Genomic DNA, 26597 nt, shown 5'->3' with positions numbered 1-26597 from the left:
AGTTTTATTTTATACTATTTCCCATTTTTTTACAATAGGAGCAACGCATTTTAATCCTAAATTAATGTACCTTATTCATCTTCTCCATACCATTTAAAGAAACGTTTTGCATACTTCTCTGCCTTGTTTCTTGAGAAGTTAAATCCACGGATCGCACCTTTTTCTTTATAGGTATCCCGAATTCCATTAAAATACCATTCCATTCTGTCATACGAGAAGCCCTTGATATCCTTATAATTATTATATTTGTTATAATAATCGTCATATTGGTAGTTATCGTACTCGTAGTAATCATCATCCTGTCCCGTCATATAGTTATCTACAATGAACTCATATACTTCTTCCGCTCCATCTGCACCAAGTGACGTCACATACCGGAAATCCACATCCTTTGGATCCTGATTTTCCAGATTATATCTGGCAACCAGATAAGCCGGTCGAAGGAATGATACGATGATATATACAGTAACGATCACAAACATCGAATAACGCACCAGTGGAAAACGGTCAGCATAGATTCTGACGATCATGCCTGCAAGCACCACAGCAAGAACAGCCAGTGCTGCAAATACCAGAATCCTCATATAAGTAAGATCATATGCTTTGATATACATTGTCATACGAAGTGCCGAAGATGCGATCATCACGTAGGTACAAGCCGACATAATAGTCAGTACGATATTAAGCACCGTACTTTTACTGAAAATTGCATGACAGATCAATACCAGTATCACATTCAGCACCGATACGAACATAAGCTGGAAGAATCCCTGTCTGGCATATTCCGCATAAGTCATATCATCCGGCAGTGACATATTATTTGTAAACAGATATAGGATCTGGATCACTGAAAACAACAGATACACCAGGGTAAGAAGCCCCATTGCCGTGATCGCAATGATAGGTTCATGTGTTCCTTCTTTTGTCTGTCTGTGATGTCTGCTTCCAAACGGTGCTGACACAATGATACCATATGTAAATAATAACGCCGCAAATGCAAATACAAGAAACCAGATTGCATCCCATGACAGGAAAATATTTCCAAGTAATGTTTCAACTGCATCTCCAAAGATCTGATCTGCACTGGAAAGCAGGCTAATCATTACGAACAGCAACGGAATCGCAACGACAACACCGATCAGAATATAGACAAATTTCGCACGTTTTCTTGCATTTTCATGTTCTCTGTTATATTGTCTGTAGTCTGAGAAAAAACGGTCAAAACAGGTAAACGGCTCTGCCATCTTCTCGATAACCGTAAGACCATATTCCACAAATCCCATGTTTTTAAGATCATCAAAATACCGGAGAAGCCCTGCACACACAAGGAATAAAATGCAAAGATGATCCAAAACTATCAAAAATGAATCATCGGTCCTGCAAACTGATACCCCAAGCAAAAGGATACCTGCATAATGCGGAATCAGCTTCGTCTGCTTTCCCAAAAGTTTCCCAAAAGATAACGATTCTCCGTCATTTACCGGCAGATTCTTCTCATGGCGCATGATACTGAAGCTCATAAACAAAACGGTCATAACCGCCATGAATACAGCACAGATACTTGCATAATTTCGATACATCAGCACACTGTAGATCATGGCATAACCAAACGCAAAACCGCCAAAAATCTCAAACCGTTCGGGCGATACCCCCGGTCTTGATCTTCTCAGCTTATAATCGTAATTTGACTGCCATCCAAAATTTGGCGGTGTGTTAAAATTCTGCTGTCCTCCAAAGTTTGGCGGCACGTTATTATAATTCTGTTGTTCACCGAAGTTTGGCGGCACGTTATTATAATTCTGCTGTCCTCCAAAGTTTGGCGGCACGTTATTATAATTCTGTTGTTCACCGAAGTTTGGCGGCACGTTATTATAATTCTGTTGTTCACCGAAGTTTGGCGGCACGTTATTATAATTTGGCTGTCCGTCATAATTCGGTGGTGTTCCATTTATATCCATATTAAGTTACCTCCCATTCCATCCTGTAACAAAAAATCCTACATCCATAGTTTCATGTTACCTGTTTTTTGTCAAGTGAATATTTCTTAACAACCGATTCTCTTTTTAATAACCAACTCTCTTCGCCAATCCTACTGTCTGAGATCTGTGTACATACCAAACAATAAAAAGATACAGATCATTAATCGATATAATAAAATATCCCCGAGTAATGAATCATATATCTTGAACGTATGTTTCATCACCCGGGGGTATATTATATTATTACGAGCATAACTCACATCTGTTATCTATACTTTTACAAATTGCAGATTTCCTTTACACTTGATACAAGAATATCCAGACCCTTTACCAACTGATCATCCGGAATCGTAAGTGCAGGCATTAATTTCACTACATCATTATCGCGACCTGCGCGTTCAATGATAAGTCCCTTCTCAAAGCATCTGTTAGCGATTGCAAGTGCCGTCTTTCCATCAGCAACCTGAATACCCCAGATAAGACCGATTCCGCGAATCTGAACCGCATCCCCCTGCAAATTATCATTAAAGTATGTTCTGACAATTTCCTCTTTACGTTTTACTTCTGCTTCTACATTATTTTCAAGCATATACTGAAGACCGTATCTGGCAGCAACCATAGAGAGCTGATTTCCACGGAAGGTTCCATTATGCTCGCCCGGTGCCCATATATCCAGTTCCGGTTTGAACATTGTAAGCGCAAATGGCATACCATATCCGCCGATTGATTTGGACATTACGACCATATCCGGTACGATTCCTGCACGTTCAAATGAGAAGAAAGTGCCGGTTCTTGCACAGCCAACCTGAATATCGTCAACGATCAGAAGGATACCATATTTATCACATAATTCTCTGACAGCCTTTAAGTATTCAACCGAGAATACCTGAACACCGCCCTCTGCCTGAACGGTCTCAATAAATAAAGCCGCCGGCTTCTCAACGCCTGAATGGTCATCTGTCAGTAACGTCTCCATATATTTGATCGTATCAAATTCAGGAAACATATATGGTGCAGGAATATGTGTAACATCGTTTAAACATACACCGCCTCCTTTTCTGCTTCCGGAATCACTGGTAAGAGCCAGAGCTCCGAGTGTCATTCCATGGAAACAACCCATAAGTGCCCATATCTGATTTGTCTTTTTAACTTTCCTTGCAAGTTTTAATGCTGCTTCAACTGCATTTGTTCCTGTTGGGCCGGGGAACATGATCTTATAATTCAAGCCTCGCTTCTGAAGAACTTCTTCCTCAAAATAACGGATAAATTCTTCCTTTGGCTCTGTCATCATATCAAGAGAATGGATAATGCCATCATTTGCAAGATAATCGATCAGCTTTCCTTTAATAAAATCATTGTTATGACCATAATTTACCGCTCCCGCTCCACAGAAGAAATCAATATAATCTGTACCATCCGTACTGGTAATGATCGATCCCTTTGCTTTTGTAAAGATTGCAGGAAAACTTCTGCAATATGATCTTACCTCTGATTCGTATGTTTCAAATACCTCTTTACCATTCATTGTCTTTGTGCCTCCTTAGCTGTTAAGACTCTTATTCGTATCTCAACTTTTCATCTTCAAATTCTGAAAGCCTCTGTCTGTACGCCTTCATAATGACTTCTTCATATGCAAGCTTTGGTTCCTTGATTCCAAGAAGTGTCATCAGATATTTAACAAATAACGGATTTAATACAAGAAACGGTCCTACCGTATAAGTACCGAAGAAATTGTTTCTCTTTAATCCTTCTGTCTGTACACCCGGATGAAGTCCATCACCACGGATCACATCATAAAAATAACTGTTTGAATTATCTCCATAGGAATGACTGAACTGTGCTTTAAATCCTACCAGTTTGATATCTTCATATTTTCCGAGGATCAATGAATTATAACGATGCATCATATCTCTCTTCGCATAAGTATCAAAGAAGCCCAGTCCGGTTATCTTACTTCCATCTTCATTCTCAATGTACATTTCCATAATTTCCATGGCATTACCCGTGAATAAAAATACTGTTCCTGCATCAATCTGTGCTGCAAGCTCTTCCTTATACGGCATTAATGCTTCTATCGCCAGCTCCTGCTGGTTCTCTGTCATGGAACCCATATATACAAAATCCGCTCCGCCATCCGCAAACGCCGGTTTGTCATGCAGTCCAGTGTAGATCACCTCTGCATCAGGAATGCATGATTTCAGATAATTAACATTCTGCAGCTCTCCGAAAAGATTGGCAAATTCACCATAAAGAACTTCGATCTTAATACCTGTTCCCATTTTTCTATGCCTCCTTTTCGTTTATATACTGCTTAACACTGTCTCTGAGTTTCATAGCCGTATCTGCTGCATATAACTCATGAAGTATATAGATACTGTCTGTATCATTTAATTCCAGAAGTTTATAAGCACCTTCTTCATCAGAAGTCTCTTTTAACTTCTCTTCAGGCACACCCGCCATCATCAGACGAAGTTTATAATCTGTCGTACGGACACCCGCAATAACAATATTTGTAATATTCGGCTGATTTAAGAATTCAAAATCGCAGTCAAAAATCCATGTCATGTTTTCGGATGAACCCCGTCTGTCAAAGATATCATCCAATAACAAGATGATCTCTTTCTTACCCGGTTCCTTTGCTACATACTCAAATACACAGGAGCATGCGATCGGATTCTGACCTTTCGCCATATGGGTAATTACATTAATGCCCTTTACAGATTCCTTTGAGTAACGAGACTCTACAATATTCAGATTGTCAAATGATTTCTGAACCTGTTCTTCTGTAAGTCCGGCTTCCCGAAGTGTCGTAATCGCTGTTAACTGGTTATACAGATTAAAGATGCTGTTGCTTACCATATGGTAATTTTCTGTCTTATCTCCATGTGCAACAGCCATAACATTTTTATCAAAATCAAGCTCTGCCTTATAATCTCCAACCGGTGATGCATAGCCACAAAATTCACACTTTGCATTTCCGATGTGGTGATATCTGACGTAGTTATATTTCAATTTGTGATGACATTTTGGACAGATTCTCATATCATTGATCAGATTAATGCTCTCTTCCCTGTCCGAAGGCAGTCTGTTAATTGAAAAATATGTTTTTTTATTTTTCTCTCCAAGGTTACAACTGATCAGATCATCTGCATTTAATATCAAATGAGATTCTTCCGGCAGACTGCTGTTTATAATATTGAATATAAATTCCGGATTAGCATTTCTGTGAATGGAATCACGGAACAGATTCGTACATACTGCAAATGTCGGCTTTATATATGGATATATCAGTTTTGAGCTTCTCTCATCGATTTCAAATACTGCGATCTTTTTCCTTGTTTTTCCTGAAAGCTTGCTTTCAGCGATCAGGGCACTTGCAACTCCGGCATTAATATTTGATCCGGCACGATTACTTAAGACATCGTAACCATTTTTTTCCAGTGCATCAATGATCATATTACATACTGTAGTCTTACCATTTGTACCTGTAACACTGATGATCGTCTCCGGCTTTTCTATTCTTCCAAGGAAATCAGGACAAAGCTTGATCGCCAGCTTTCCCGGAAAATAACTTGCGTTCATCTTCAACATTCTCTGCATGGTTCTTGCCAGCTTACTCATGAACAAAGCAAAGAAGAACCTTACATTCTTTTTATACATCTAGCTACCTCGTTTCGTATCTGTAAATTATCATTAGTATGTCCATTTAAGCCACATATAATATAACCACTTATTCAAAAATATGTCAATCAATTTGAACTATTTATTCGGTTTATTTCTCCAACACCCTCTTTTACTTAAAAATGGCATCTGCCGGATCAGGCAGATGCCAACTTGTTTTTTTCAATATCGAGGGTTTCTTTTATTCTTCCTCATTTACCTGAGAAAGCTTGGCTGCCTGATCTGCTGCGATCAGACTGTCGATAATCTCATTCAGATCACCGTTTAAGATCTGTTCCAGCTTATACAAGGTGAGTTTGATTCTGTGATCGGTTACACGGCCTTCCGGGAAGTTATAAGTACGAATCTTCTCTGAACGATCTCCGGTTCCGATCTGGCTCTTACGGTCTGCAGCTTCTGCATCATGCTGTTTCTGAAGCTCCATATCATACAGCTTGGAACGGAGCAGCGCAAATGCCTTCGCCTTATTCTGAAGCTGGGACTTCTCGGTCTGGCTGTAAATTACGATACCGGTTGGTATATGTGTCAGACGAACGGCTGAATCTGTTGTATTGACACACTGACCACCGTTACCGGATGCTCGCATGACATCGATACGGATATCATTTTCATTGATCTCTACATCAACTTCCTCTGCTTCTGGCATAACTGCAACTGTTACAGTTGAGGTATGGATTCTTCCGCCAGACTCTGTCTTCGGGATTCTCTGTACACGGTGAACTCCACTCTCATATTTCATCTTGGAATATGCACCATCACCTGTAATCATAAATACCGCTTCCTTGAAACCACCGATTCCATTCTCATTTACACTCATCAGTTCTACTTTCCATTTGAACTGATCAACGTATTTCTGATACATTCTGTAGATCTCATATGCAAATAATGCGGCTTCATCTCCGCCTGCACCTGCACGGATCTCGACGATAACATTCTTGGAATCGTTCGGATCTTTTGGAAGAAGCAGAATCTTTAATTCATTTTCCGTCTTTTCTACTGTTGCCTTTGCTTCATTTAATTCTTCCTTCGCCATTTCACGAAGCTCTTCATCATTTTCTTCTTCAAGCATAAGCAGACTGTCTTCGATCGTCTGTTTTGCATCTTTATATTCTTTGTACTTTTCTACGATAGGAGTCAGTTCACTCTGCTCCTTCATTAATTTGCGGAATTTGTTCTGATCGGATACGATATCCGGATCTGTCAACTGGTTATTTAATGTATCAAGTCTGTCTACTAAATCTTCTAATTTATCAAACATAATAATCCTCCTGCAGCACATGCTCATTTCCTGTTCATGTGTCTGTTAATATATCCAGCCTTTTTTCAGGCTTTTCTTCCAATTACAACCCTGTCATTTTCTGCGAGGTCTTTCACCACGCGTACATCTTCGAAATGCTTATCTACAAGGAGCTGCTGCACATCATGTGCCTGATGATTACCAATTTCAAATAAAATATATCCTTTTTCATTTAAATAACTCTCCGCATTCTCTATAATTGCTCTGTAAAACTTCAATCCGTCCGCATCGCCGTCCAATGCCAGCCTCGGCTCATAATCCCGAACCTCCGGCATTAATCCGTCAATCACTTTGCTCTCTATATATGGTGGGTTGGACAGGATCATATCATATCTTTTATCTATCTTATCAAATAAATCTGATTTTATAACAGTATAATCAGATACCTCTAATCGTTTCGCATTTTTTGTCGTAAGTGCGATCGCGGAATCTGAGATATCACACAGATCTATATGAATATCCTGATTCATAAGTGCTACCGACAATCCGATGCACCCGGAACCACAGCACATATCCAGCACAGACATCTTATCAGAATGTATGTCCTGAATCAAGCGGTTTGCCTGTTCCACCAGAACTTCTGTGTCAAATCTTGGAATCAGTACATCCGGTGCAGTCTCAAAATCATACCCCATAAAGCACTGTATGCCTGTTATATATTGTAACGGAATACGTTTTGACCTTTTATCGATCAACGCTTCATAGGAAGAACGGATCGTTTCGGTAACATCTTCCTGCCGGTTCATAATATATGCCATCTTATCCTGCTTTGATACAAAGAGCCATAATAACTCTGCATCGATATCTGCATCCGGCACATTATGTTCGTTCAGTTTTTCTTTTCCTGCTGTTACAAGCTGATACTGAGTCATACGTCTATTTCCCTTTACATTCACTGGCATCATTTCAACTTCTTAATCTTCGATCTCTCCACGCTTCATAGCGTCCTGATAAGCACGCCAGTCGATCACCGCTTCTACCGAACGAATTGCCACCTCACACATCTCAAGATCCGGTTCCTTCGTCGTGAGACGCTGTACCCACATACCGGGTACACTTAATATATTCGCAAGCTTTGAGTCACTTCTGCCTGCAAACATGATAAATTCATACGAGATTCCCGCAATAATCGGAACCAGAAGTACACGCGACAGCAATCGCAGCCACATAGACTTCACATTTATAAACATAAATACAATAATGCTTATGATCATAACGACTACCAAAAAACTGGTTCCACAGCGTTTATGGTATCTGGAATGTTTCTTTACATTTTCCGGAGTCAGCGGATCGCCTGCTTCAAAACAGTTGATCGTCTTATGCTCTGCACCATGATACATAAATACACGTTTGATATCCTTCATCAATGATATTAATACTACATATGCAAGAAAGATCACCAGGCGAAGCACACCTTCCGCTACCGCTATCAATGCACTGCTTTTTGTCACATGCTCAAGCAGTCCTGCAATAAATGCCGGAAGCAGCATGAATAATGCGATCGCAATGGCAAGTGATACAATAACGGTCCCGATCATCATCAGATCATCTCCTGTACTGCTTTCTTTTTTATTGTTTTTACTGTCGTTCTCACCTGAACCGCTTCCATTATTACTTTCTGTATCTGACAACCTGGAATCATCTTTATTTTCACTCTTTCCAGCCGGTTCTTCCTCTTCATAAAAATCGGCTGAATATGTCAGCGTTTTAACTCCAATTACCAGCGACTCAAAGAAATTAACCACTCCACGAAGGATCGGCAATTTCAGAATTTTATATTTTTCACCTATCGGTGTATAGCTTTCAACTTTAACTTCAATTTCCTGATCCGGCTTTCTGACTGCTACTGCGTACTGATCCTCGTATTTCATCATTACGCCTTCGATCACCGCCTGACCACCTATTCTGGCTCTTTTCAAATTCTATACCTCGTTAAATTGTTTCCTAAAACAAAAATAGGCTGAGATTAAAAGCTTTAACCTCAACCTATCATCCTTTTTATTAGTTTGACTGTGAAACACCGTACTTACGGTTGAACATATCAATTCTACCACGAGCCTTAGCTGCCTTCTGCTGGCCTGTATAGAATGAATGACACTTTGAGCAAATTTCTACATGAATTTCTTCTTTTGTAGAACCTGTAACAAATTCGTTTCCGCAGTTACATACAACCTTTGCCTGATAATAATTTGGATGTATTCCTTCTCTCATTTAATCTCACCTCTTTATTATATTATTGATATATGAGAATAGGCCATCAGCCTCACTTCTTCATAAAACACAGCTTTTGTATTCTAACACAAACCGACATAGAAATGCAAGTGTTTTTTTATTTTCTTAACAATGATTTTTTAACATAATAGATAAACTCTTTATTATTCTTGGTTCGGACGAATAATTTCAGTACATCCTCCAGCATATCCTCTGCCTTATTGCCGGATAAGATCTTATGAAGTGCATATACAACTTCCTGTTCTTCCGGTGATAATAACAGATCATCCCGTCTGGTACTGGATTTTGCAATGTCGATTGCAGGGAAGATTCTCTTTTCTGCGAGCTTCCGGTCAAGCACCAGTTCCATATTACCGGTTCCTTTGAATTCCTCGAATACAACATCATCCATCTTGCTTCCTGTCTCAACCAGCGCTGTCGCAAGGATCGTAAGACTTCCACCCTCACGCATATTACGGGCAGCACCAAAGAATTTCTTCGGCATATGTAACGCCGCAGGATCAAGACCACCGGATAAGGTTCTTCCACTTGGTGGAACTGTAAGGTTGTACGCTCTTGCAAGTCTTGTAATACTGTCTAATAAGATCACGACATCTTTCTTCTGCTCTACCAGTCGTTTTGCACGTTCGATCACCATTTCCGATACACGCTTATGATGCTCCGGCAGCTCATCAAATGTCGAATAAATAACTTCTACATTTGGTCCCTCTATGGATTCCCTGATATCCGTTACTTCCTCCGGTCTTTCATCGATCAGAAGTACAAGCAGATGGATCTCACTATATCTGGTACTGATGCATTTTGCAATCTGTTTGAGTAATGTCGTCTTACCTGTCTTTGGTGGGGAAACAATCATTCCACGCTGTCCTTTACCGATCGGTGATAACAGATCGATCATACGGATCGGAATCGGACTGTCTTCTCCATCCATATTGATGCGTTCATTTGGAAAGATTGGTGTCAGATCTTCAAATGCTTTTCTTCCTGCTATACTTGCAGGGCTTTCTCCATTTACAGAAGCCACATATAATAATGCACCAAACTTCTCTCCCTGCGTCTTTACACGGATATTTCCGGTTATGATATCTCCGGTCTTAAGTCCAAATCTACGGATCTGCGCCGGTGACACATAGATATCCTGATCTCCCGGCAGATAATTTGCACTTCTTATAAAACCATAGCCTTCCTGCATTACCTCCAGAATTCCATGTGCCATCTTGCCACTGTCAAGCTCCGGTCCGTTTGATTCCTGCTGAGAAAGCGAGTTCTCCTGTCTGTTCTCAGATTTTATCTCCGTTCTTACCTCTGTATCAAAGCCCGGATTTCTTTCTTCCATAACCGGCTTTTCATAAGTCTCTTTCTTATCCGTTATTGCAGTTTTTTCATAAGCTGTCTTCTTGTCTGCCATCACAGATTTTTCAACAGCCGTCTTTTCCGTATTAACTTCCTGCTTTGTCTGTTCAGCTACAACCTGCTTGTTCTCCTGATCAGTGTCTTTTCTTGCGTTATTCGTATTTGATATATTACTTGCACGATTCAAATTATTATTTCTGTTATTATTTCCCTGTGACCGATGATCACGTTCCTGCCTTTTACCGTTCCGATTGGTCTGTCGTCCGGCATTATTTCTGTGCTGTCTTCTACCGGCTTCTCCGGATTTCTGACTATTCTCAGATTTGTTTCTGTCTGATTTTTTTACTACATCTGCCTCTGATTTTTCCTGCTGTTCTGTCGCTTCCGCATTCTTTACCTGCACAGTTTGGTCCGGGCTTGCGGATTTATCCGTATGCTCTGTTTTCCCTTTTTTCTGTGTTTTTCCCGGCCTTCTTTTCTTTTCTGCATCGGCTTTTTGTGGTTTAGCTTCGTTTATTTCTGCTGTATGATCTGTTTCACCATTATAATTCTTCTCAAGGAATTCGATCAGGGCAGATTTGCGGAGTGCTGATACACCCTTTATCTTATGTTCCTTTACGAATTGCTTCAATTCATCTAATGATGCATTTTTAAAATCCATCTTCTACTCCTTCCGATTTTATCCATTCTATTCAATTCAAATATTATTTGGGAATATTGTTATCGTAATGAATTCTCTTCGAAACAGGCATATCAAATACTATATATGATTACCTGTGCATCCTGTCATGTCGATATCCGGATGCCATGTGATCGTTTAAATTGATAGACTTAGTATAGCATAAAAAACAATTTTGTAAATCTTTTTCTTTTACAGGAATATTACTACATTTCTTTTGTAGAATATTCTTATATAGAAATATTACTTCATTGATTTTATGCTTTTCTTGTGGTACATTTATTCTTACAAAATATACAAAGGATATTATATGAATACAGATTCTATCGTCTTATACAAATTAATTATATTATACATGCTGGATCGGGTGGATTTCACTCTGACTAATTCTCAGATTTCAGATTTTGTTCTGACAAAAGGATATACGAACTACTTCACACTTCAGGAAGCCATCAACGGGCTGATCGAGTGTGATTTTGTCTGTGTATCCATGATACGGTCATCTTCCCACTACAAGATTACAGATAAAGGGGAAGAAGCCTTAAGTATGTTCGAAAATCGTATCCCGTATGCGATCAAGCAGGACATTCTCGACTATTTTGATAATCAGAAGATCAATCTGAAAAACGAATCCGAAATCTATGCAGATTACTCTCTGAATGACTATGGCGAATATTCCGTTAAATGCATTATAAAAGATCGCAAGGAAACCCTTGTCGACCTGAAATTCAACGTACCGACAAAAACGCACGCCATAGCTATCTGCGATAACTGGCGTGCGAAAAGTGCCGAAGTATATGACTATCTCATCAATACTCTCTGGCTGTATTCTGATAATAAGGATGAAAAACAATCCTGATCATTTATATGTATTTCTGTAATACATATAAATGATTTTTTATTTCTCTGATCATATATTATTCAAATTCAGGTTCTGATTCTGCGATCCGGTCTTCGATCAACTGCAGAATCTCTTCTTTCCCCTGCTTGGTCTGTGCCGAAAACGGAATTATAATTGTTCCCTCTACAGGCTGGATCTTCTGTCTGATGATCTTTAAATTCTTCTGAATCTGGCTTCTCTTGATCTTATCAAGCTTTGTCGCAATAATTACCGGTTCGTATCCATTTTTTACGATCCAGTCATACATGATACAATCATTTTCCGATGGCTCATGTCGAATATCGATCAACAGAAAAACCAGTCTCAGTTGCTTTGAGGTATGCAGATACCGTTCTACCATCTTACCCCATTTTGCACGGATCTCTACGGATACCTGTGCATAGCCATATCCGGGAAGATCGACAAAATACAGATCATGATTAATATTATAATAATTGATCGTCTGTGTCTTACCGGGCTGTGACGATGTTCTGGCAAGTGACTTACGATTTAATAAACCGTTGATCAGTGAGGATTTCCCTACATTGGACTTACCGGCAAATGCAATCTCCGGCATCTCTGTCTCCGGAAGTGTACTTGTAATTCCACATACTGTTTCAAGTTCAGCACTCTTAATTATCATTTCTTTTCTCCTTTTGCAAGTGCGAGGTTCAGCACCTGTTCCATTGTTTTCACACAGGTAATATCCAGTCCGTCTGTGATCTCTGTACTGATATCGTTAAGATCTCTGCGGTTCATCTCAGGGATCAGCACCTTCTTAATACCGATCGTTTTTGCTGCCAAAAGCTTTTCTTTTAAACCACCGATCGGAAGTACGCTTCCTCTCAGGGTGATCTCTCCTGTCATCGCAAGATCTCCCCTTACCGGCTTATTAAATATCGCAGAATAAATGGCGGTTGCCATCGTGATTCCCGCCGAAGGGCCATCCTTTGGAACTGCTCCTTCCGGAATATGAATGTGAATATCATGCTTTTCAAAATAATCTTCACCAAGTGTCTCTGATTCCTTCATCGTACGGATATACGATAAACCTGTAACAGCCGACTCTTTCATAACATCACCTAATTTACCGGTAAGCTGTATACTGCCATTTCCGGGCATAATATTTACTTCTATATTAAGTGTTACACCACCTACAGCTGTCCATGCAAGACCTCGCACAGAGCCTACCTTATTGGTCAAATCGTAGCTGTCATCCATATACTTCTCGGTTCCGAGAAGCTGCGGTATCATGTCCTTTGTTACCTTTACAGTCTCCACCTGTTCTGTAAGGATCATTCTGCAGGCTTTTCTGCATATCTTGTCGATATTCCGCTCCAGATCACGCACACCTGCTTCTCTGGTGTAATGACGGATGATGTATTTGATCGCTGATCCATTGATCTTGAACTGCTTCTTGGTCAGTCCGTTTCTCTCGATCGCCTTATTGACCAGATACAGCTTCGCAATGTTGAACTTCTCATTTTCCGTGTATCCGCTGATCTCGATCATCTCCATACGATCGGCTAACGGTCCGGGGATCAGGGATGCATCATTTGCTGTTGCGATAAATAATACCTTGCTCAGATCGATCGGTACTTCAAAATAATGATCGTAAAATTTATTATTCTGTTCACTGTCCAGAACTTCTAACAGGGCAGATGATACATCTCCCTTGTAGTCGCTGCTCACCTTATCTACCTCATCAAGCAACACCAAAGGATTCTCTGTCTTTGTTTTTGCGATCGACTGTGCGATCCTGCCCGGCATAGCACCGATATAAGTTCTTCTGTGCCCACGGATCTCTGCTTCATCCCGAACGCCGCCAAGTGACATACGTATATATTCTTTTCCAGTCGCGGTAGCAATCGATCTTGCGATCGAAGTCTTACCGGTTCCCGGTGGTCCAACCAGACACAGAATCGGCATATTCCCTTTTTCATTTAAAATATGAACCGCCAGATAATCTATGATCCGTTCCTTGACTTCTTCCAATCCATAATGATCCCGTTCCAGAATCTTAATTGCCTCTTCGAGATTATTGTTCTCCTTTGAGGATTTACCCCATGGATAGTCGAGCAAAGTCTCGATATAATTTATAAGAATGCCTGATTCCGCAGCCATCGGTGGTAATGCACGAAGTCTGGATATCTCTTTCGTAAGCTTCTCTTTGACCTCATCCGGAGCCGTCAGTTCCTGCAAACGCTCCATGTATTCATCTGCCGCTTTTTCTGTATTATCATCCTCACCAAGCTCTTTCTTTATAACCTTCATCTGTTCCCTGAGAACATATTCTCTCTGGTGCTTATTTACACAATCCTGTAATTTCTCCTGAATCTCCTGGCGGATAGCTAAGATCTCCATCTCCTCATCCATCGTCTGAAGAATCTTCATTACACGTTCTTTTACATCGAGGGTTTCCAGTATCTCCTGCTTCTTCGTATATGGCGCAGGAATGAATTCTGTCACTCCATCGGCAAATTTTGCAAGATCATCGATCGTAAGCAGTCTTTTATATAACAGCTTATTTGTTCCCATGCCATTTGCAAATGCCTGTCTGAGCTTATCCGTGAGCATACGGCTCAATGTTTCTTCCTCTGCAGCATCCAGATGGTTTGTTTCTTCTGTATCTATATATTCAAAATCCGCATTATATGCTCCGTCTTCCTTGTAAAATGATACGATCCTGGCACGTTTTTCTGCCTCGATAAGAATTCGGACTGTTTTGTTCGGCATCTTCAGATATTGCTTGATCTTTGCTGTAACACCGATCGGATACAGATCAGGAGCTTTGGCATTCTCCTTCACTTCCTTCGCTGTAACCAACAGGATACTGCAATCACCCTTCATCGCATTAGCAACTGCTTCACAGGACTCCTTACTGATCACATCCAGATGTGAGGAAGTATCCGGCATAATAACAATATTGTTCAAAACGATCATCGGTCTGTTCCAGACGATATTATCCATACTTTTATCTCCTTTATATCAAAAAACCGGGATGTATAACATCCCGGCTCCCTGCTTAAGCTATTTCATCACTGTTTTTTACTGAACGCTTCTTCTTTATCTGCTTTTTCTCAGCCGGATTATCAGAATAAGTGATTTCTGGTTGTGCTCCATCCGTTATAACCTCTTTTGTGATCACGCACTTTGCAACTTTGTCATCCGACGGAATCTCATACATAAGATCAAGCGTTGCTTTCTCTATGATGGAACGAAGTCCTCTGGCTCCGGTCTTTCTCTCCATCGCCTCTTCTGCTATAGCGTAGAGCGCATCTTTATCAAATTCCAATTCCACGCCATCTAATTCAAATAACTTTTTATACTGCTTGCAGATCGCACTCTTTGTATCTGTCAGGATTCTTACAAGTGCATCCTTATTCAACAGATCCAGCGTAACCGTGATTGGCAGACGTCCGACAAATTCAGGTATCAATCCATATTTTACAAAGTCTTGAGGAGTTACCTGCTTTAAAAGTTCTCCGATATCCTGCTCTGTCTTATCTACAACCTCAGCATTGAAGCCGATAGCTTTCTTACCGATTCTGTTATCAATGATCTTTTCCAGACCATCAAATGCTCCACCGCATATAAATAAAATATTCGATGTATCAATCTGTATAAATTCCTGATGTGGATGTTTTCTGCCGCCCTGAGGTGGTACTGATGCAACCGTACCCTCCACGATCTTTAACAAAGCCTGCTGTACCCCTTCACCGGACACATCTCTGGTAATAGATACATTCTCACTCTTCTTCGTGATCTTATCGATCTCATCAATATAAATAATTCCATGCTCTGCACGTTCTACATCATAATCGGCCGCCTGGATCAGCTTCAGAAGAATATTTTCTACATCTTCACCAACATATCCGGCCTCTGTCAATGCAGTTGCATCGGCAATGGCAAACGGAACATTCAGGATCTTTGCAAGCGTCTGTGCCAGATATGTCTTACCGGAACCGGTTGGTCCGACCATGAGAATATTACTCTTTTGAAGCTCTACGTCAAAATCTTTATCTGCCATGATACGTTTGTAATGATTGTATACCGCAACAGATAAGACCTTCTTTGCTTCTTCCTGACCGATTACATACTGATCCAGAAATTCACGGATCTCCTTTGGTTTCAGTAAATTAATGGAATCTTCAGCACCTGTTTCTTCCAGTTCTTCATCAACGATCTCTGCGCATATCTGTACACATTCATCACAAATATAAGCGTTTGGTCCTGCTATAAGTTTTCTGACCTGATCCTGCGTCTTATTGCAGAAGGAACATCTAAGTAGTTTTCTATCTTCACTACGATTTGCCATTCCAATACCTCTTTATACTATCTTTTTGCGATCACACTGTCGATCAGACCATATGCACATGCTTCTTCTGCTGACATCCAGTTATCTCTCTCTGTATCAGCAGCAATTGTCTCATATGGTTTTCCGGTATTCTCGCTTAACATTCTATTTAATTTCTCTTTTGTCTTTAAAATATGCTTTGCAGCAATTTCAATCTCTGTAGCTTGACCCTGTGATCCGCCGGATGGCTGATGGATCATGATCTCGGCATTTGGAAGTGCAAATCTCTTACCTTTTGCACCACCTGCAAGCAGGAATGCACCCATACTTGCTGCCATTCCACAGCAGATTGTAGATACATCACATTTGATGTACTGCATTGTATCATAGATTCCAAGTCCTGCTGTTACAGAACCTCCCGGACTGTTGATATACAATGAAATATCCTTGGATGGATCTTCGGACTCCAGAAACAGGAGCTGTGCGATCACTATACTTGCTGATGTATCATTTACTTCTTCTCCCAGAAAGATAATTCTGTCTTTCAGAAGTCTTGAATAAATATCATATGAACGTTCACCGCGGCTGGTCTGTTCAATGACATAAGGTACTAAACTCATATTTACACCTCCAAAATATCGCAATCAGAAATTATGGATTAAACTTCCTTTGCGTTATCTACAACAACCTTAACTGCCTTTTTAACAGCAAGATCCTTTTTAATGCTATCCTTTTCTGCATCACCCATGAAGCCTTCGATATCTTCTACATTCATCTGATACTGTTTTGCCATAGCTTCCAGTTCTTCGTGTACTTCATCGTCTGATACCTCAATGTTTTCAGCAGCAGCAATTGCTTCCAGAACAAGACGGGATTTGATTCTCTTCTCTGCGTCCGGTTTGATTCTCTCCATTAATGCTTCCTCTGTGATATTGCAGATCTGCATATACTGCTCAAGGTTGATTCCCTGATACTGAAGATTCTGAGCGAACTCATCTTTGATTCTTTCCTGTACATCTGCAACCTGTGCATCTGCAACGTCCATCTTTGCATTCTCGATTACTTTCTCGATCAGCTTGTTTTCTTTCTCGTTCTCAGCATCCTTCTGCTTCTTCTCAGCAGCCTTACTCTTGATATCTTCTTTGTATTCATCTAATGTCTCAAAATCTGAAACTTCACTTGCAAATTCATCATCTAACTCTGGTAATTCTACAGCCTTGATCTCTTTGATCTTGCATTTGAATACTGCCGGCTTACCTGCTAAATCTTCTGCCTGATAATCTTCCGGGAATGTAACATTTACTTCTACATCCTCATCGATGTTCTTACCAACAAGCTGATCTTCGAATGTATCAATGAATGAATGAGAACCAAGAACGAGCTTGTAGTTCTCAGCCTTACCGCCTTCGAAAGGAACACCATCAACAGATCCTTCGAAGTCAAGTGTAACTTCATCATCCATCTGTGCAGCTCTGTCTGTTACAGGGTTATATCTTGAGTTCTCTTTCTGAACTTTTAAAAGCTCTGCCATAACTTCATCATCTGTTACTTCTACGTCAGCCTTTTCTACTTCGAGTCCCTTATAATCTCCAAGTTCAACTTCAGGCTTAACAGCTACTTCTGCTGTAAAGATGAAATCCTTGCCCTTTTCGATCTGAGTTACATCGATAACCGGTCTTGATACAACATCAACATCTGATGCGCTTACTTCCTTTGGATAATACTCATTAATTAATGAATTAGCTGCCTCTTCATAAAATACTGCAGGTCCATACATCTTCTCAATAAATGCCTGTGGTACATGACCCTTTCTGAAACCAGGTACATTGAATTTACCTTTCTGCTTATTGTAGGCAGTTGTCATTGCCTTACCAAACTCCTCTGCCGGTACTGTGATTGTAAGTTTTGCCATACTGTGTTCCAGATTTTCTACTGCTAAACTCATTTTTTATTTCCTCCTTAAAATTATGCAAATGATGCCTTATGCCATCATCTTTTAATAATATATAAGGCATTATTTAGCATCCATTTATCATTTCGTTTTTATTGTGGGCATAAAAATACCCGCATCAATCATCCGATTATACCATATATACCGGATATATGTCCAGTCCATTTTCTATAATAACGCAGAAAAAGGTTATTGTCTTTTCGACAATAACCCCTTCCTGCTAAGCAAAAGCTATAAGATTTCTCTTATTTTACTGCTTATCTGCCTGACATCTGTTCTTCCTGTCTCTTGATCATCTGACGAACCATCTCGCCACCGATTGATCCGCTCTGAGCAGATGTTAAGTCACCATTGTAACCATCCTTGAGGTTTACACCAATTTCCTTAGCAACCTCCATTTTGAACTTGTTCATAGCGTCCTTAGCTTCCGGAACACTCATCTTGCTTGTTCCTGTTGAATTTGAACTTGCCATAATACATTTCCTCCAATACATTTATTTAAGACTTTGTTGTCTTGATTCTATTATGTGTATTATAAGAAAAACTATTATGCCAATTTTTGTATTTTTACAGTTCACAGGCAAAATGTCAATCAAGCATCAAATTAATATGTCATCGGCTCTTCTTCGCCATTCATAACTCTTAATGCGCCCTGTGCAAGTGCAAGAAGTTCATCCTCACCAGGATATACTGTAAACGGAGCGATAAATCCGGCTCTCTTTTCCAGTTCCGCACATGTATGCTTGGAATATGCGATACCACCTGTTAAAATGATCTGATCTACTTTGCCGCAAAGTACGGTTGACATAGCACCGATATCCTTTGCTACCTGCTGATGGAATGCGTCCTGAACAAGCTTTGCATGCTCATCACCTTCCTGAACGAGCTTCTCGAGATCTCTTGCATCATTGCTGCCGATATATGCATTAAATCCGCCGTTACCGACAAGCTTCTTTGTAACTTCCTGCTGTGTATATTTTCCTGAAAAGCACATCTTAACAAGATCACCTGATGGAACTCCACCTGCTCTCTCCGGTGAAAATGCACCTTCACCATCCAATGCATTGTTAACATCAACGATACGTCCGTTTAAGTGAGCACCGACAGATACACCACCACCCATGTGTACAACTATCAGATTCAGATCTTCATATTTCTTACCATGCTCTTTTGCATATCTCTTTGCAACTGCCTTCTGGTTTAATGCATGGAATACACTTCTTCTTGGAAGCTCAGGTACACCGGATAAACGGGAGGATGGCATCAGCTCATCTACAACAACCGGGTCTACAATGTAAGATGGAATTCCCAACTCATCGCCGATCTCTCTTGCAAGGATACCACCAAGGTTGGATGCATGCTGTCCCTGCTTACCGATCTTTAAGTCCTCTAACAATTCATCACTTACAGGATATGTACCGCCCGGAATCGGCTTTAACATACCACCACGGCCTACACATACATCTAACGTCTTGATGTCAAAGTTCTTCTCTGCAAGAATGTCAAGGATAACTTTCTTTCTGAAGTCCTTCTGCTCAACGATAAGGTTAAAGCCTGCAAGTTCCTCTGTTGTATGTCTTAATGTTTCTTCAAATAATAAATTCTCGTCTTCAAATACACCTATCTTTGTAGATGTTGAACCCGGATTGATGATCAAAATTTTGTATGACATGTTCTTCCTCCAAAATTCTTATATATTTATTCCGTAACCATAACGGTCTGATTACTGCTCGTTCTTGATTGCCTCTGCAACAACTGCTGCAAGAGCGATAGAATTCATCTTTACTTCAAAGCTGTCTGATCTGGATGTCAGGATAACAGGAGCCTTTGTTCCTGTCAGGATACAACCGTTCTTACTTGCTGTTGTATGTGTCAGACACTTATATACGAGGTTTCCTGCATGGATATCCGGGAATAAGAGGATATCTGCATCACCAACGATCTTACGGTCTTCTGCTCCTTTATGCTTAGCTGCTTCCGGATCGATTGCAAGGTCAAGTGATAATGGTCCGTCAACGATACAGCCTGTTATCTCGCCATTCTCGTTCATCTTTGTAAGCTCTGCTGCATCTACAGTTACAGGCATCTTAGGATTTACAACTTCAACTGCCGCAAGCGGAGCAACCTTGGGACATGGAATACCACAAGCATGAACAACTTTTACTGTATTTTCAATAATTGCTTTTTTATCCTCAAGAGATGGATATGTCATGAATGCTACGTCTGAAAGATATAATAATCTGTCAACACCCGGAACCTCAAAAACTGCTACATGTGATAAAGGCTTACCGGTTCTTAAACCTACTTCCTTATCCAGAACGCTCTTTAAGAAGTTTTTTGTATCAATGATACCCTTCATATACATATCTGCTTTATTATTATGTACCAGCTCAACAGCCTTATGTGCAGCCTGAATACTGTCCGGTTCGTTTATGATCTTATACTCATCCAGATTCATATCAAGTTCAGCAGCGATCTTTCTGATCTCAGCTTCATCACCGACGAGGATCGCATCTGCAATACCCTTTTCCTTTGCTGCCTTAACGGCTTCCAGAACAGGCTTGTCCTGAGCACATGCTACTGAAACTGTCTTCTTGCTGCATTTTGCAACCTTGGCTAATAAATCTTCAAAACTCTTACTCATTCGTTTACACCTCTCGCGATTTTTATTCTTTTTCCCATAACTCATGAACTTATTATGGGTTGCCGCTCTCTTCCGGCAATCTTTATCTGTTATCGTATCACTTTGAAAAAAAAAAGGTCAACCCTCCGGATAGTTCAGGCGATCTTCGCCTATATTATAAAGAACCTCTTTTAAGAACTTCTCTGCAAGGTAATTTGCCATGTTCAGATTCATGTCCTGATAATTTCCACATTCTCTCGGATTTGCACCCGGAATCGGATCATGATAATGACGTATAAATTCAAACATTGAAATCATCAAATCTACGATATCCTCTGACTTATAATCACCTGCAAGTATCAAATAAAATCCGGTTCTGCATCCCATCGGTCCAAAATAAATTACTTTGTCCTTATAATCCTCATGATTTCTGAGATAAGTAGCTGCGAGATGCTCGATCGTATGAATCTCCGCCGTATTCATGACCGGTTCAAAGTTTGGCTTTGTCATTCGGATATCAAATGTGGTAATAACAGAATCCCCTGCCTTATCCTTTCTGGATACATAAATTCCGGGATTTAATAATAAATGATTAATCTGAAAACTTTTAATCTTTTCCATGGTTTCTTCAGTCTCCTCCTGTTTTATATGATAATTCATCACTTATTTATTTTTACTTCAAGCTTTCTGCTGTCGGTTTTAGCATAATTTTATAAATTCGGTCATAAGCGCTACGCTATTATCGATTGCCATAGCCGCAAAAGACGGATAATCCATTTCCGCACTGTCGTCTGCTTTATCTGAGATCGCACGAATAACCAGATATGGAACCTTATTCATGGTTGCGACATGTCCGATTGATGCTCCCTCCATCTCCGTACAGGTTCCGTCAAATGTATCAACTAACCATTTTTTCTTATCTTTACTTGATATGAACTGATCTCCGCTTACAACGCGTCCAGTAAAGATATTGACGGAAAGCTCTGCCTGCTTTGCTGCGGCAAGAGCAATCTCCAGCATTTTGACATCTGTCTTGAAGATATTCTCATCTTCTTTTAAATCCGGATTGATTCCCGGTCCATATCCCAGCGCCGAGACATCCATATCATGCTCTAACGCATCCTTTGCTAATACAATATCGCCGATATTGATCTCTGCATTTAATGAACCGGCGATTCCGGTATTTACAATTCCATCTACCGGAAACAGATCGATCATTGCCTGTGTACACATCGCCGCATGAACCTTACCGACACCACATTTTACTATAACTACTTCGCGATCACACAAGGATCCTCTGTAAAACTGCATACCGGCTTTCTCAACAATATGCACCTGTTCCATTTTTTCTTTTAACTTTGCAACTTCTTCATCCATTGCCCCTATAATTCCAAGCATGTCTTAATTCCTTTCTTACTGCTTTTGATCTTTTTATCCTGCTTATTCTTCACCGATCAGCTCGATCTGACACATCTTCATCGTTTCGAATGCCGCCGCCTTTGATTCAGGCGTAACTCCTGCCGTACATCTGACATCGACTGCCACGCGAATCTCCGGATATAACGCCTTTATGATAAGAGCATTTGAAACTACACAGATATCGGTACAAAGCCCGATCAGACAGACATCTTCAAATTCATACCGATCCCAACCTGTATATCCAAAGGATGGCTTATCTATGATCTCGCAGCCGGCTGCATATATTCCATCTGCGATCTCCCATCCGTTTGTTCCTTTTATACAGTGTTCCACCGGCAGATGTTTCCCCTCATTCGTCTGCAGATAATCTGCCCCATGGGTATCTCTGGTATAAAGCACCTCATCTCCCCTGTTTTTATATTCCTGTATCAACTTCTTGACCGGTTCTACGATTACTTTTGCTTCTTTTGTCCCAAGTGAACCATCAATAAAATCATTCTGCATATCAATTACGATCAGGGTTCGTCTCATTCTTTTCACCATATGACCAGTTCAGGTCACCTTTCCATACATATTTCCATGCGATTACTTTTCGCCAGTCCGTTATAAAAGTCTGATCTGAAAATTTGATCACAAACTGTCGTTTCTTTGATATATATTCTCCGATCTGCCATTGATATATCCCGTTTTTTGTTTTCCAGATATAGATGCATCTGGTACCATTATCCGGGTAACCGAACTTATTTACAAAATTAAAATCCGAAAAATCCAACTGAAAATCGATTGGATCATCTTTTCTGTTATCATCTGTCTGATTTTTAGATTCATCATCTTCCTGCTTATGAAACACATAACGAAATGCTCGTGCTACCCGTGACCAGAATCCCATTTTCCCTGTTTCATTCTTTTTCTGTTCCAACATCGCTTCCCGTTCATGCACCCGATGCATGCTCCACGAATATGTTTCAATATTTTCGATAGCATATTTAATCTTTGTATTAGAAGTAAATTCGCTCTGGATATGAAAACCTTTTTCAAATTCCCTGTGTTCATCCACTATGTGATAATTATTATGCAGAAGTCTGACATTTCCCGGACTGTCTAAATATACGATCTTCCATGTATCTTCTTTGTGATGGATTGTAAGCGTATCCCCATTTATCCTTGTCTTCATATCACAATCAATATACATATGCCGGATCATCTCTACAGACATCATCATAAGTCGGAATAACGCATCATATTCTGCCAATTTGTCATAATCCTCTGCCCCATATCTGAGATACGCTTCTATCGCACACTTTGGGCACTGTTTCATCCACTTCGGATAATTTACCAGATACTTCAGATCATTGTCTTTAATATTCCTTGTAAGAATACAGCTTTTATCATGGATCACATCTTCATTTCTGGAACAGATAAACTTCACATTATCATCCGCCATAATCTTACGTCTGAGCTTCGAATCATTCATCTGTCTGCCGGAATTTCCCTGCTGTCTCTTATCATAATACATTTTCTGCCTCAAGTTCTGTTGTCTGTTATTTCCATTTCGGTAATTTTTCTTTTTTTCATAAGTATTTCGTTCCCCATATACAGATTTGTTCTCTCTCTGGCGGTAATTATTCCTATACTCTGCCAAGTTTCTCTCTCACCACCTTCCCTATCGTTTTTACTTTATAGGACAAATGTACCGTAAAGTAAAAATCGAGCTTATTGTAACATTTTATTCAAACATCTACAATAAATCTAAAAAACTCTTATTCGCCAAATACTGCCTTATAATCTGCCTGAAATTTTGCAATACCCTGATCTGTTAATGGGTGCTTTGTCATCTGCTCGATTACTTTGTATGGTACAGTTGCGATATGTGCGCCTGCCAGAGCACAGTCTGTAACGTGGATTGGATTTCTTACAGAAGCTGCAATAATCTCTGTGTCTAAATCATAATTATCAAATATTGTTACGATATCTTCGATCAGGTTGATACCTGTTGTGCTGATATCATCCAGTCTTCCAAGGAATGGAGATACATAAGATGCGCCTGCTCTTGCTGCAAGAAGTGCCTGATTTGCTGTAAAGATCAGAGTTACATTTGTCTTGATTCCTTCTGCTGATAATACTTTAACTGCCTTTAAGCCTTCTACTGTCATAGGGATCTTAACAACCATGTTTGGATGGATCGCTGCGATCTCTCTGCCTTCTTTGATCATGCCTTCTGCATCTACAGTTGTTGCCTTAACTTCTCCACTGATAGGGCCATCTACGATCGTTGTGATCTCTTTGATAACTTCATTAAAATCTCTGCCTTCTTTTGCGATCAGGGATGGGTTGGTTGTTACACCACAGATAACTCCCATGTCGTTTGCTTTTCTGATGTCATCTACATTTGCAGTATCAATAAAAAATTTCATATTTCTTTACCTCTCTTTGTTTTCCTTTTCATCCACTGTATCTTTCTGCTGATATTACCGTCTCTGCTTATTCTCTCTCAGTTTTTGTCTGTTTTATATAACCTTTTCTAGTTTTCTTTATTTGTGACATTTTTCTTGGTTATCTTTAATAGCGACAGGATTGTCTGGCTGACAACTTTTCGGCTGGCTTCGTCCATCTTCTTGATTGAAGTCAGGATTCTTCCGATATCCTTATACCAGTTATTTTGCAGATCATCCGTGGTCTTCGCATCGCATTCATCTAACAGGTCGAACAGAGAATTTACAAACTGTCTGCGCTGGTCGTAGTCCATATTGTCGATCCATTCTTTTAAAGAAGCATTTAATACACGGCATTCATCTGTGATTCCATCCTCATGGATCAGGGATGGTCCAAGAACCTCCCAACTATATACATCATGCTGCATCAAGCCCTCCTGCATACTTCGGATCACAACATATTTCTCTCTGTGCTCAAGCAGCATTCCCACTACGGAATTCTGTGGTATGTATGTGATCATCCGTGATAGCATTCGGTTGTAACCGGCAAGCTCTAACACATTTGGTTCAAATCCCGGGCCATCCATACTGCATACCTTCAGAATCCTATCCTGCAGAGTACGTTCACAGGTTGCTGCTGCATAGATCGCAAGATTTCCGCCTTTGGAATGTCCGCACAGCAGGAATGTTCCGGGTATCTGTTCTGCTGCCTGCCGCAGATACTCGACTGCTGCCCGCTGAGACGGAACCGGTGAAAGAAATGCCATATTACAATCCTCCCGCCAACCGACAACTGTTTTATCGGTTCCTCGATATACCACGCAGCTTACATCGTCAAATAATTTTACTGTGACTGCTGAAAACTGCTTCTGTATCTCTTCATCCAACTGATTCTCATAACCGCATAAGAGCAGATCACCAAATCGTCTGCTCGCTCCCATTGCAGCAAGCAGCTTCAGATCATCTTCATAAATCACCTGTGTCATGCGTTCCGTATCCCCTAAGAAACGCTCTGCAGCCTCCGCTACCGTGACCGTATGACTAAAATCATCCGGCACGATCCCCTCAAACGGTATATATGAAAATCTTGAAAATACAACTGCATCCACCTCATTAAAAGCCGATGCCTCAAACGGCAGATCACCCCGCCATTCCAGATAGTCTAATATATTTGCCATATTCACACCCCCGGCTTTATCTAAAAACCTTCTTTACGTCTCTGTCCTCTGAGTTCTCTCCGTTTCTCTCCTGCCAGCCATTCTGCTTGTTCACTTTCGTTCTCAAGTGTCAGTCCCGGAACCGGTCTTGGTTTGTCATTTTCATCGACAGCCACCAATGTCAGATACGCCCGATTGATTGAACGCCGGATTCCTCTGTGATCCTCGATATAAGTATCCACACGGACATCCATCGAGGTATGTCCGACATAGGTAATACGGCCTACTAATACGATCAGATCCTTCAGATAAGCACCTCGCATAAATTTCAGATTATCAACCGAAGCTGTGATCACATCTCCATTTGAATGACGGATCCCTACAAGCCCTGCAACCTCATCGATCCATGCCATTAACTGTCCGCCAAATAATCGTCCGGCACCATTTAAATGTTCCGGCCGTACCTGAAAGACCTGCTCTACCATTGAATCACTGACTTTTTTCGTATTTCGCTCCATACACACCGTTCCCTTTCTGTATTTTCATCCTGTTTATAATTGGAGTATTCATCCGTTATTATTCCTGTTCCGCCCATTTTACCATAACAGACGCAAATA

Annotated in this window: 25 protein-coding genes; 1 reads left to right on the top strand and 24 read right to left on the bottom strand. The window is 40.4% G+C overall.

Annotation, left to right across the window (positions count from 1 at the left end; translation table 11 throughout):
- Positions 1-71 precede the first annotated feature (71 nt).
- From CLOL250_RS03115 to rho, 9 genes are all read right to left on the bottom strand, one after another.
- The gene (locus CLOL250_RS03115) at positions 72-1958 is read right to left on the bottom strand and encodes a DUF4153 domain-containing protein (RefSeq protein WP_008400618.1); all 1887 of its coding nucleotides are present in this window, start codon (positions 1956-1958) and stop codon (positions 72-74) included.
- A 298-nt stretch (positions 1959-2256) separates the two neighbouring features.
- On the bottom strand, positions 2257-3504 hold the full coding sequence (ectB, locus tag CLOL250_RS03110; RefSeq protein WP_008400615.1) for a diaminobutyrate--2-oxoglutarate transaminase: 1248 nt from the start codon (positions 3502-3504) through the stop codon (positions 2257-2259).
- A 31-nt stretch (positions 3505-3535) separates the two neighbouring features.
- On the bottom strand, positions 3536-4258 hold the full coding sequence (locus CLOL250_RS03105; protein WP_008400614.1) for a hypothetical protein: 723 nt from the start codon (positions 4256-4258) through the stop codon (positions 3536-3538).
- 4 nt (positions 4259-4262) lie between these two features.
- The gene (locus CLOL250_RS03100; RefSeq protein ID WP_008400613.1) at positions 4263-5639 is read right to left on the bottom strand and encodes a Mur ligase family protein; all 1377 of its coding nucleotides are present in this window, start codon (positions 5637-5639) and stop codon (positions 4263-4265) included.
- Between the two features lie 202 nt (positions 5640-5841).
- Positions 5842-6918 (bottom strand): peptide chain release factor 1, encoded by a 1077-nt coding sequence (gene prfA / locus CLOL250_RS03095; RefSeq protein WP_008400612.1) that lies wholly within the window; start codon positions 6916-6918, stop codon positions 5842-5844.
- 65 nt (positions 6919-6983) lie between these two features.
- Complete coding sequence (prmC, locus tag CLOL250_RS03090; RefSeq protein WP_008400611.1) at positions 6984-7862, bottom strand: peptide chain release factor N(5)-glutamine methyltransferase; 879 nt, start codon at positions 7860-7862, stop codon at positions 6984-6986.
- Between the two features lie 9 nt (positions 7863-7871).
- Positions 7872-8876: a DUF1385 domain-containing protein gene (locus CLOL250_RS03085; RefSeq protein WP_008400610.1), complete on the bottom strand. Its 1005-nt coding sequence runs from the start codon at positions 8874-8876 to the stop codon at positions 7872-7874.
- A gap of 82 nt (positions 8877-8958) precedes the next feature.
- Positions 8959-9168, bottom strand: a complete 210-nt coding sequence (gene rpmE, locus CLOL250_RS03080) for a 50S ribosomal protein L31 (protein ID WP_008400609.1) — start codon at positions 9166-9168, stop codon at positions 8959-8961.
- Between the two features lie 118 nt (positions 9169-9286).
- The gene (gene rho, locus CLOL250_RS03075) at positions 9287-11203 is read right to left on the bottom strand and encodes a transcription termination factor Rho (protein WP_008400607.1); all 1917 of its coding nucleotides are present in this window, start codon (positions 11201-11203) and stop codon (positions 9287-9289) included.
- A gap of 328 nt (positions 11204-11531) precedes the next feature.
- Here rho and CLOL250_RS03070 point away from each other — a divergent pair, with 328 nt between their 5' ends.
- On the top strand, positions 11532-12080 hold the full coding sequence (locus CLOL250_RS03070) for a DUF4364 family protein (RefSeq protein ID WP_044944871.1): 549 nt from the start codon (positions 11532-11534) through the stop codon (positions 12078-12080).
- A gap of 58 nt (positions 12081-12138) precedes the next feature.
- On the opposite strand, the gene yihA is transcribed toward CLOL250_RS03070, so the two are convergent.
- The 15 genes from yihA to CLOL250_RS02995 all read right to left on the bottom strand — a co-directional run bounded on the left by yihA (position 12139) and on the right by CLOL250_RS02995 (position 26498).
- Positions 12139-12744 (bottom strand): ribosome biogenesis GTP-binding protein YihA/YsxC, encoded by a 606-nt coding sequence (yihA, locus tag CLOL250_RS03065; protein ID WP_008400603.1) that lies wholly within the window; start codon positions 12742-12744, stop codon positions 12139-12141.
- Positions 12741-15071, bottom strand: coding sequence for an endopeptidase La (lon, locus tag CLOL250_RS03060; protein WP_008400602.1), 2331 nt, complete (start codon positions 15069-15071; stop codon positions 12741-12743). The genes yihA and lon overlap by 4 nt, the downstream gene beginning before the upstream one ends.
- 55 nt (positions 15072-15126) lie before the next feature.
- On the bottom strand, positions 15127-16419 hold the full coding sequence (gene clpX, locus CLOL250_RS03055; RefSeq protein ID WP_008400600.1) for an ATP-dependent Clp protease ATP-binding subunit ClpX: 1293 nt from the start codon (positions 16417-16419) through the stop codon (positions 15127-15129).
- A 17-nt stretch (positions 16420-16436) separates the two neighbouring features.
- Entirely contained in the window at positions 16437-17018 is a 582-nt protein-coding gene (gene clpP, locus CLOL250_RS03050) for an ATP-dependent Clp endopeptidase proteolytic subunit ClpP (RefSeq protein WP_008400599.1), read from the bottom strand.
- A 38-nt stretch (positions 17019-17056) separates the two neighbouring features.
- The gene (gene tig / locus CLOL250_RS03045; protein WP_008400597.1) at positions 17057-18343 is read right to left on the bottom strand and encodes a trigger factor; all 1287 of its coding nucleotides are present in this window, start codon (positions 18341-18343) and stop codon (positions 17057-17059) included.
- A gap of 263 nt (positions 18344-18606) precedes the next feature.
- Positions 18607-18822 carry an alpha/beta-type small acid-soluble spore protein gene (locus CLOL250_RS03040; protein ID WP_021944153.1) on the bottom strand — a complete coding sequence of 72 codons (216 nt, stop codon included), beginning with the start codon at positions 18820-18822 and terminating at the stop codon, positions 18607-18609.
- 131 nt (positions 18823-18953) lie between these two features.
- Positions 18954-20021: a butyrate kinase gene (gene buk / locus CLOL250_RS03035; protein WP_008400594.1), complete on the bottom strand. Its 1068-nt coding sequence runs from the start codon at positions 20019-20021 to the stop codon at positions 18954-18956.
- A gap of 51 nt (positions 20022-20072) precedes the next feature.
- Positions 20073-20993, bottom strand: coding sequence for a phosphate butyryltransferase (gene ptb / locus CLOL250_RS03030; RefSeq protein WP_044944867.1), 921 nt, complete (start codon positions 20991-20993; stop codon positions 20073-20075).
- 117 nt (positions 20994-21110) lie between these two features.
- Positions 21111-21593 (bottom strand): S-ribosylhomocysteine lyase, encoded by a 483-nt coding sequence (locus CLOL250_RS03025; protein ID WP_044944886.1) that lies wholly within the window; start codon positions 21591-21593, stop codon positions 21111-21113.
- A gap of 78 nt (positions 21594-21671) precedes the next feature.
- Positions 21672-22370 carry a 5'-methylthioadenosine/adenosylhomocysteine nucleosidase gene (locus tag CLOL250_RS03020; protein ID WP_008400590.1) on the bottom strand — a complete coding sequence of 233 codons (699 nt, stop codon included), beginning with the start codon at positions 22368-22370 and terminating at the stop codon, positions 21672-21674.
- Positions 22371-22412: 42 nt separating this feature from the next.
- Positions 22413-22922, bottom strand: coding sequence for a cysteine hydrolase family protein (locus CLOL250_RS03015; RefSeq protein ID WP_044944863.1), 510 nt, complete (start codon positions 22920-22922; stop codon positions 22413-22415).
- Positions 22897-23907: a hypothetical protein gene (locus CLOL250_RS03010; RefSeq protein ID WP_274922229.1), complete on the bottom strand. Its 1011-nt coding sequence runs from the start codon at positions 23905-23907 to the stop codon at positions 22897-22899. Before CLOL250_RS03010 ends, CLOL250_RS03015 begins: the two co-directional genes overlap by 26 nt.
- A 244-nt stretch (positions 23908-24151) precedes the next feature.
- Positions 24152-24805, bottom strand: coding sequence for a fructose-6-phosphate aldolase (fsa, locus tag CLOL250_RS03005; protein ID WP_008400586.1), 654 nt, complete (start codon positions 24803-24805; stop codon positions 24152-24154).
- Positions 24806-24912: 107 nt separating this feature from the next.
- The gene (locus CLOL250_RS03000) at positions 24913-26001 is read right to left on the bottom strand and encodes a DUF2974 domain-containing protein (protein WP_008400585.1); all 1089 of its coding nucleotides are present in this window, start codon (positions 25999-26001) and stop codon (positions 24913-24915) included.
- Positions 26002-26021: 20 nt separating this feature from the next.
- On the bottom strand, positions 26022-26498 hold the full coding sequence (locus tag CLOL250_RS02995; RefSeq protein WP_008400583.1) for an acyl-CoA thioesterase: 477 nt from the start codon (positions 26496-26498) through the stop codon (positions 26022-26024).
- Between the last annotated feature and the right edge of the window lie 99 nt (positions 26499-26597).

This window comes from Clostridium sp. L2-50 (assembly GCF_000154245.1).
GTDB lineage: Bacteria > Bacillota > Clostridia > Lachnospirales > Lachnospiraceae > Coprococcus.
This window is presented reverse-complemented; position numbering and strand designations above follow the sequence as displayed.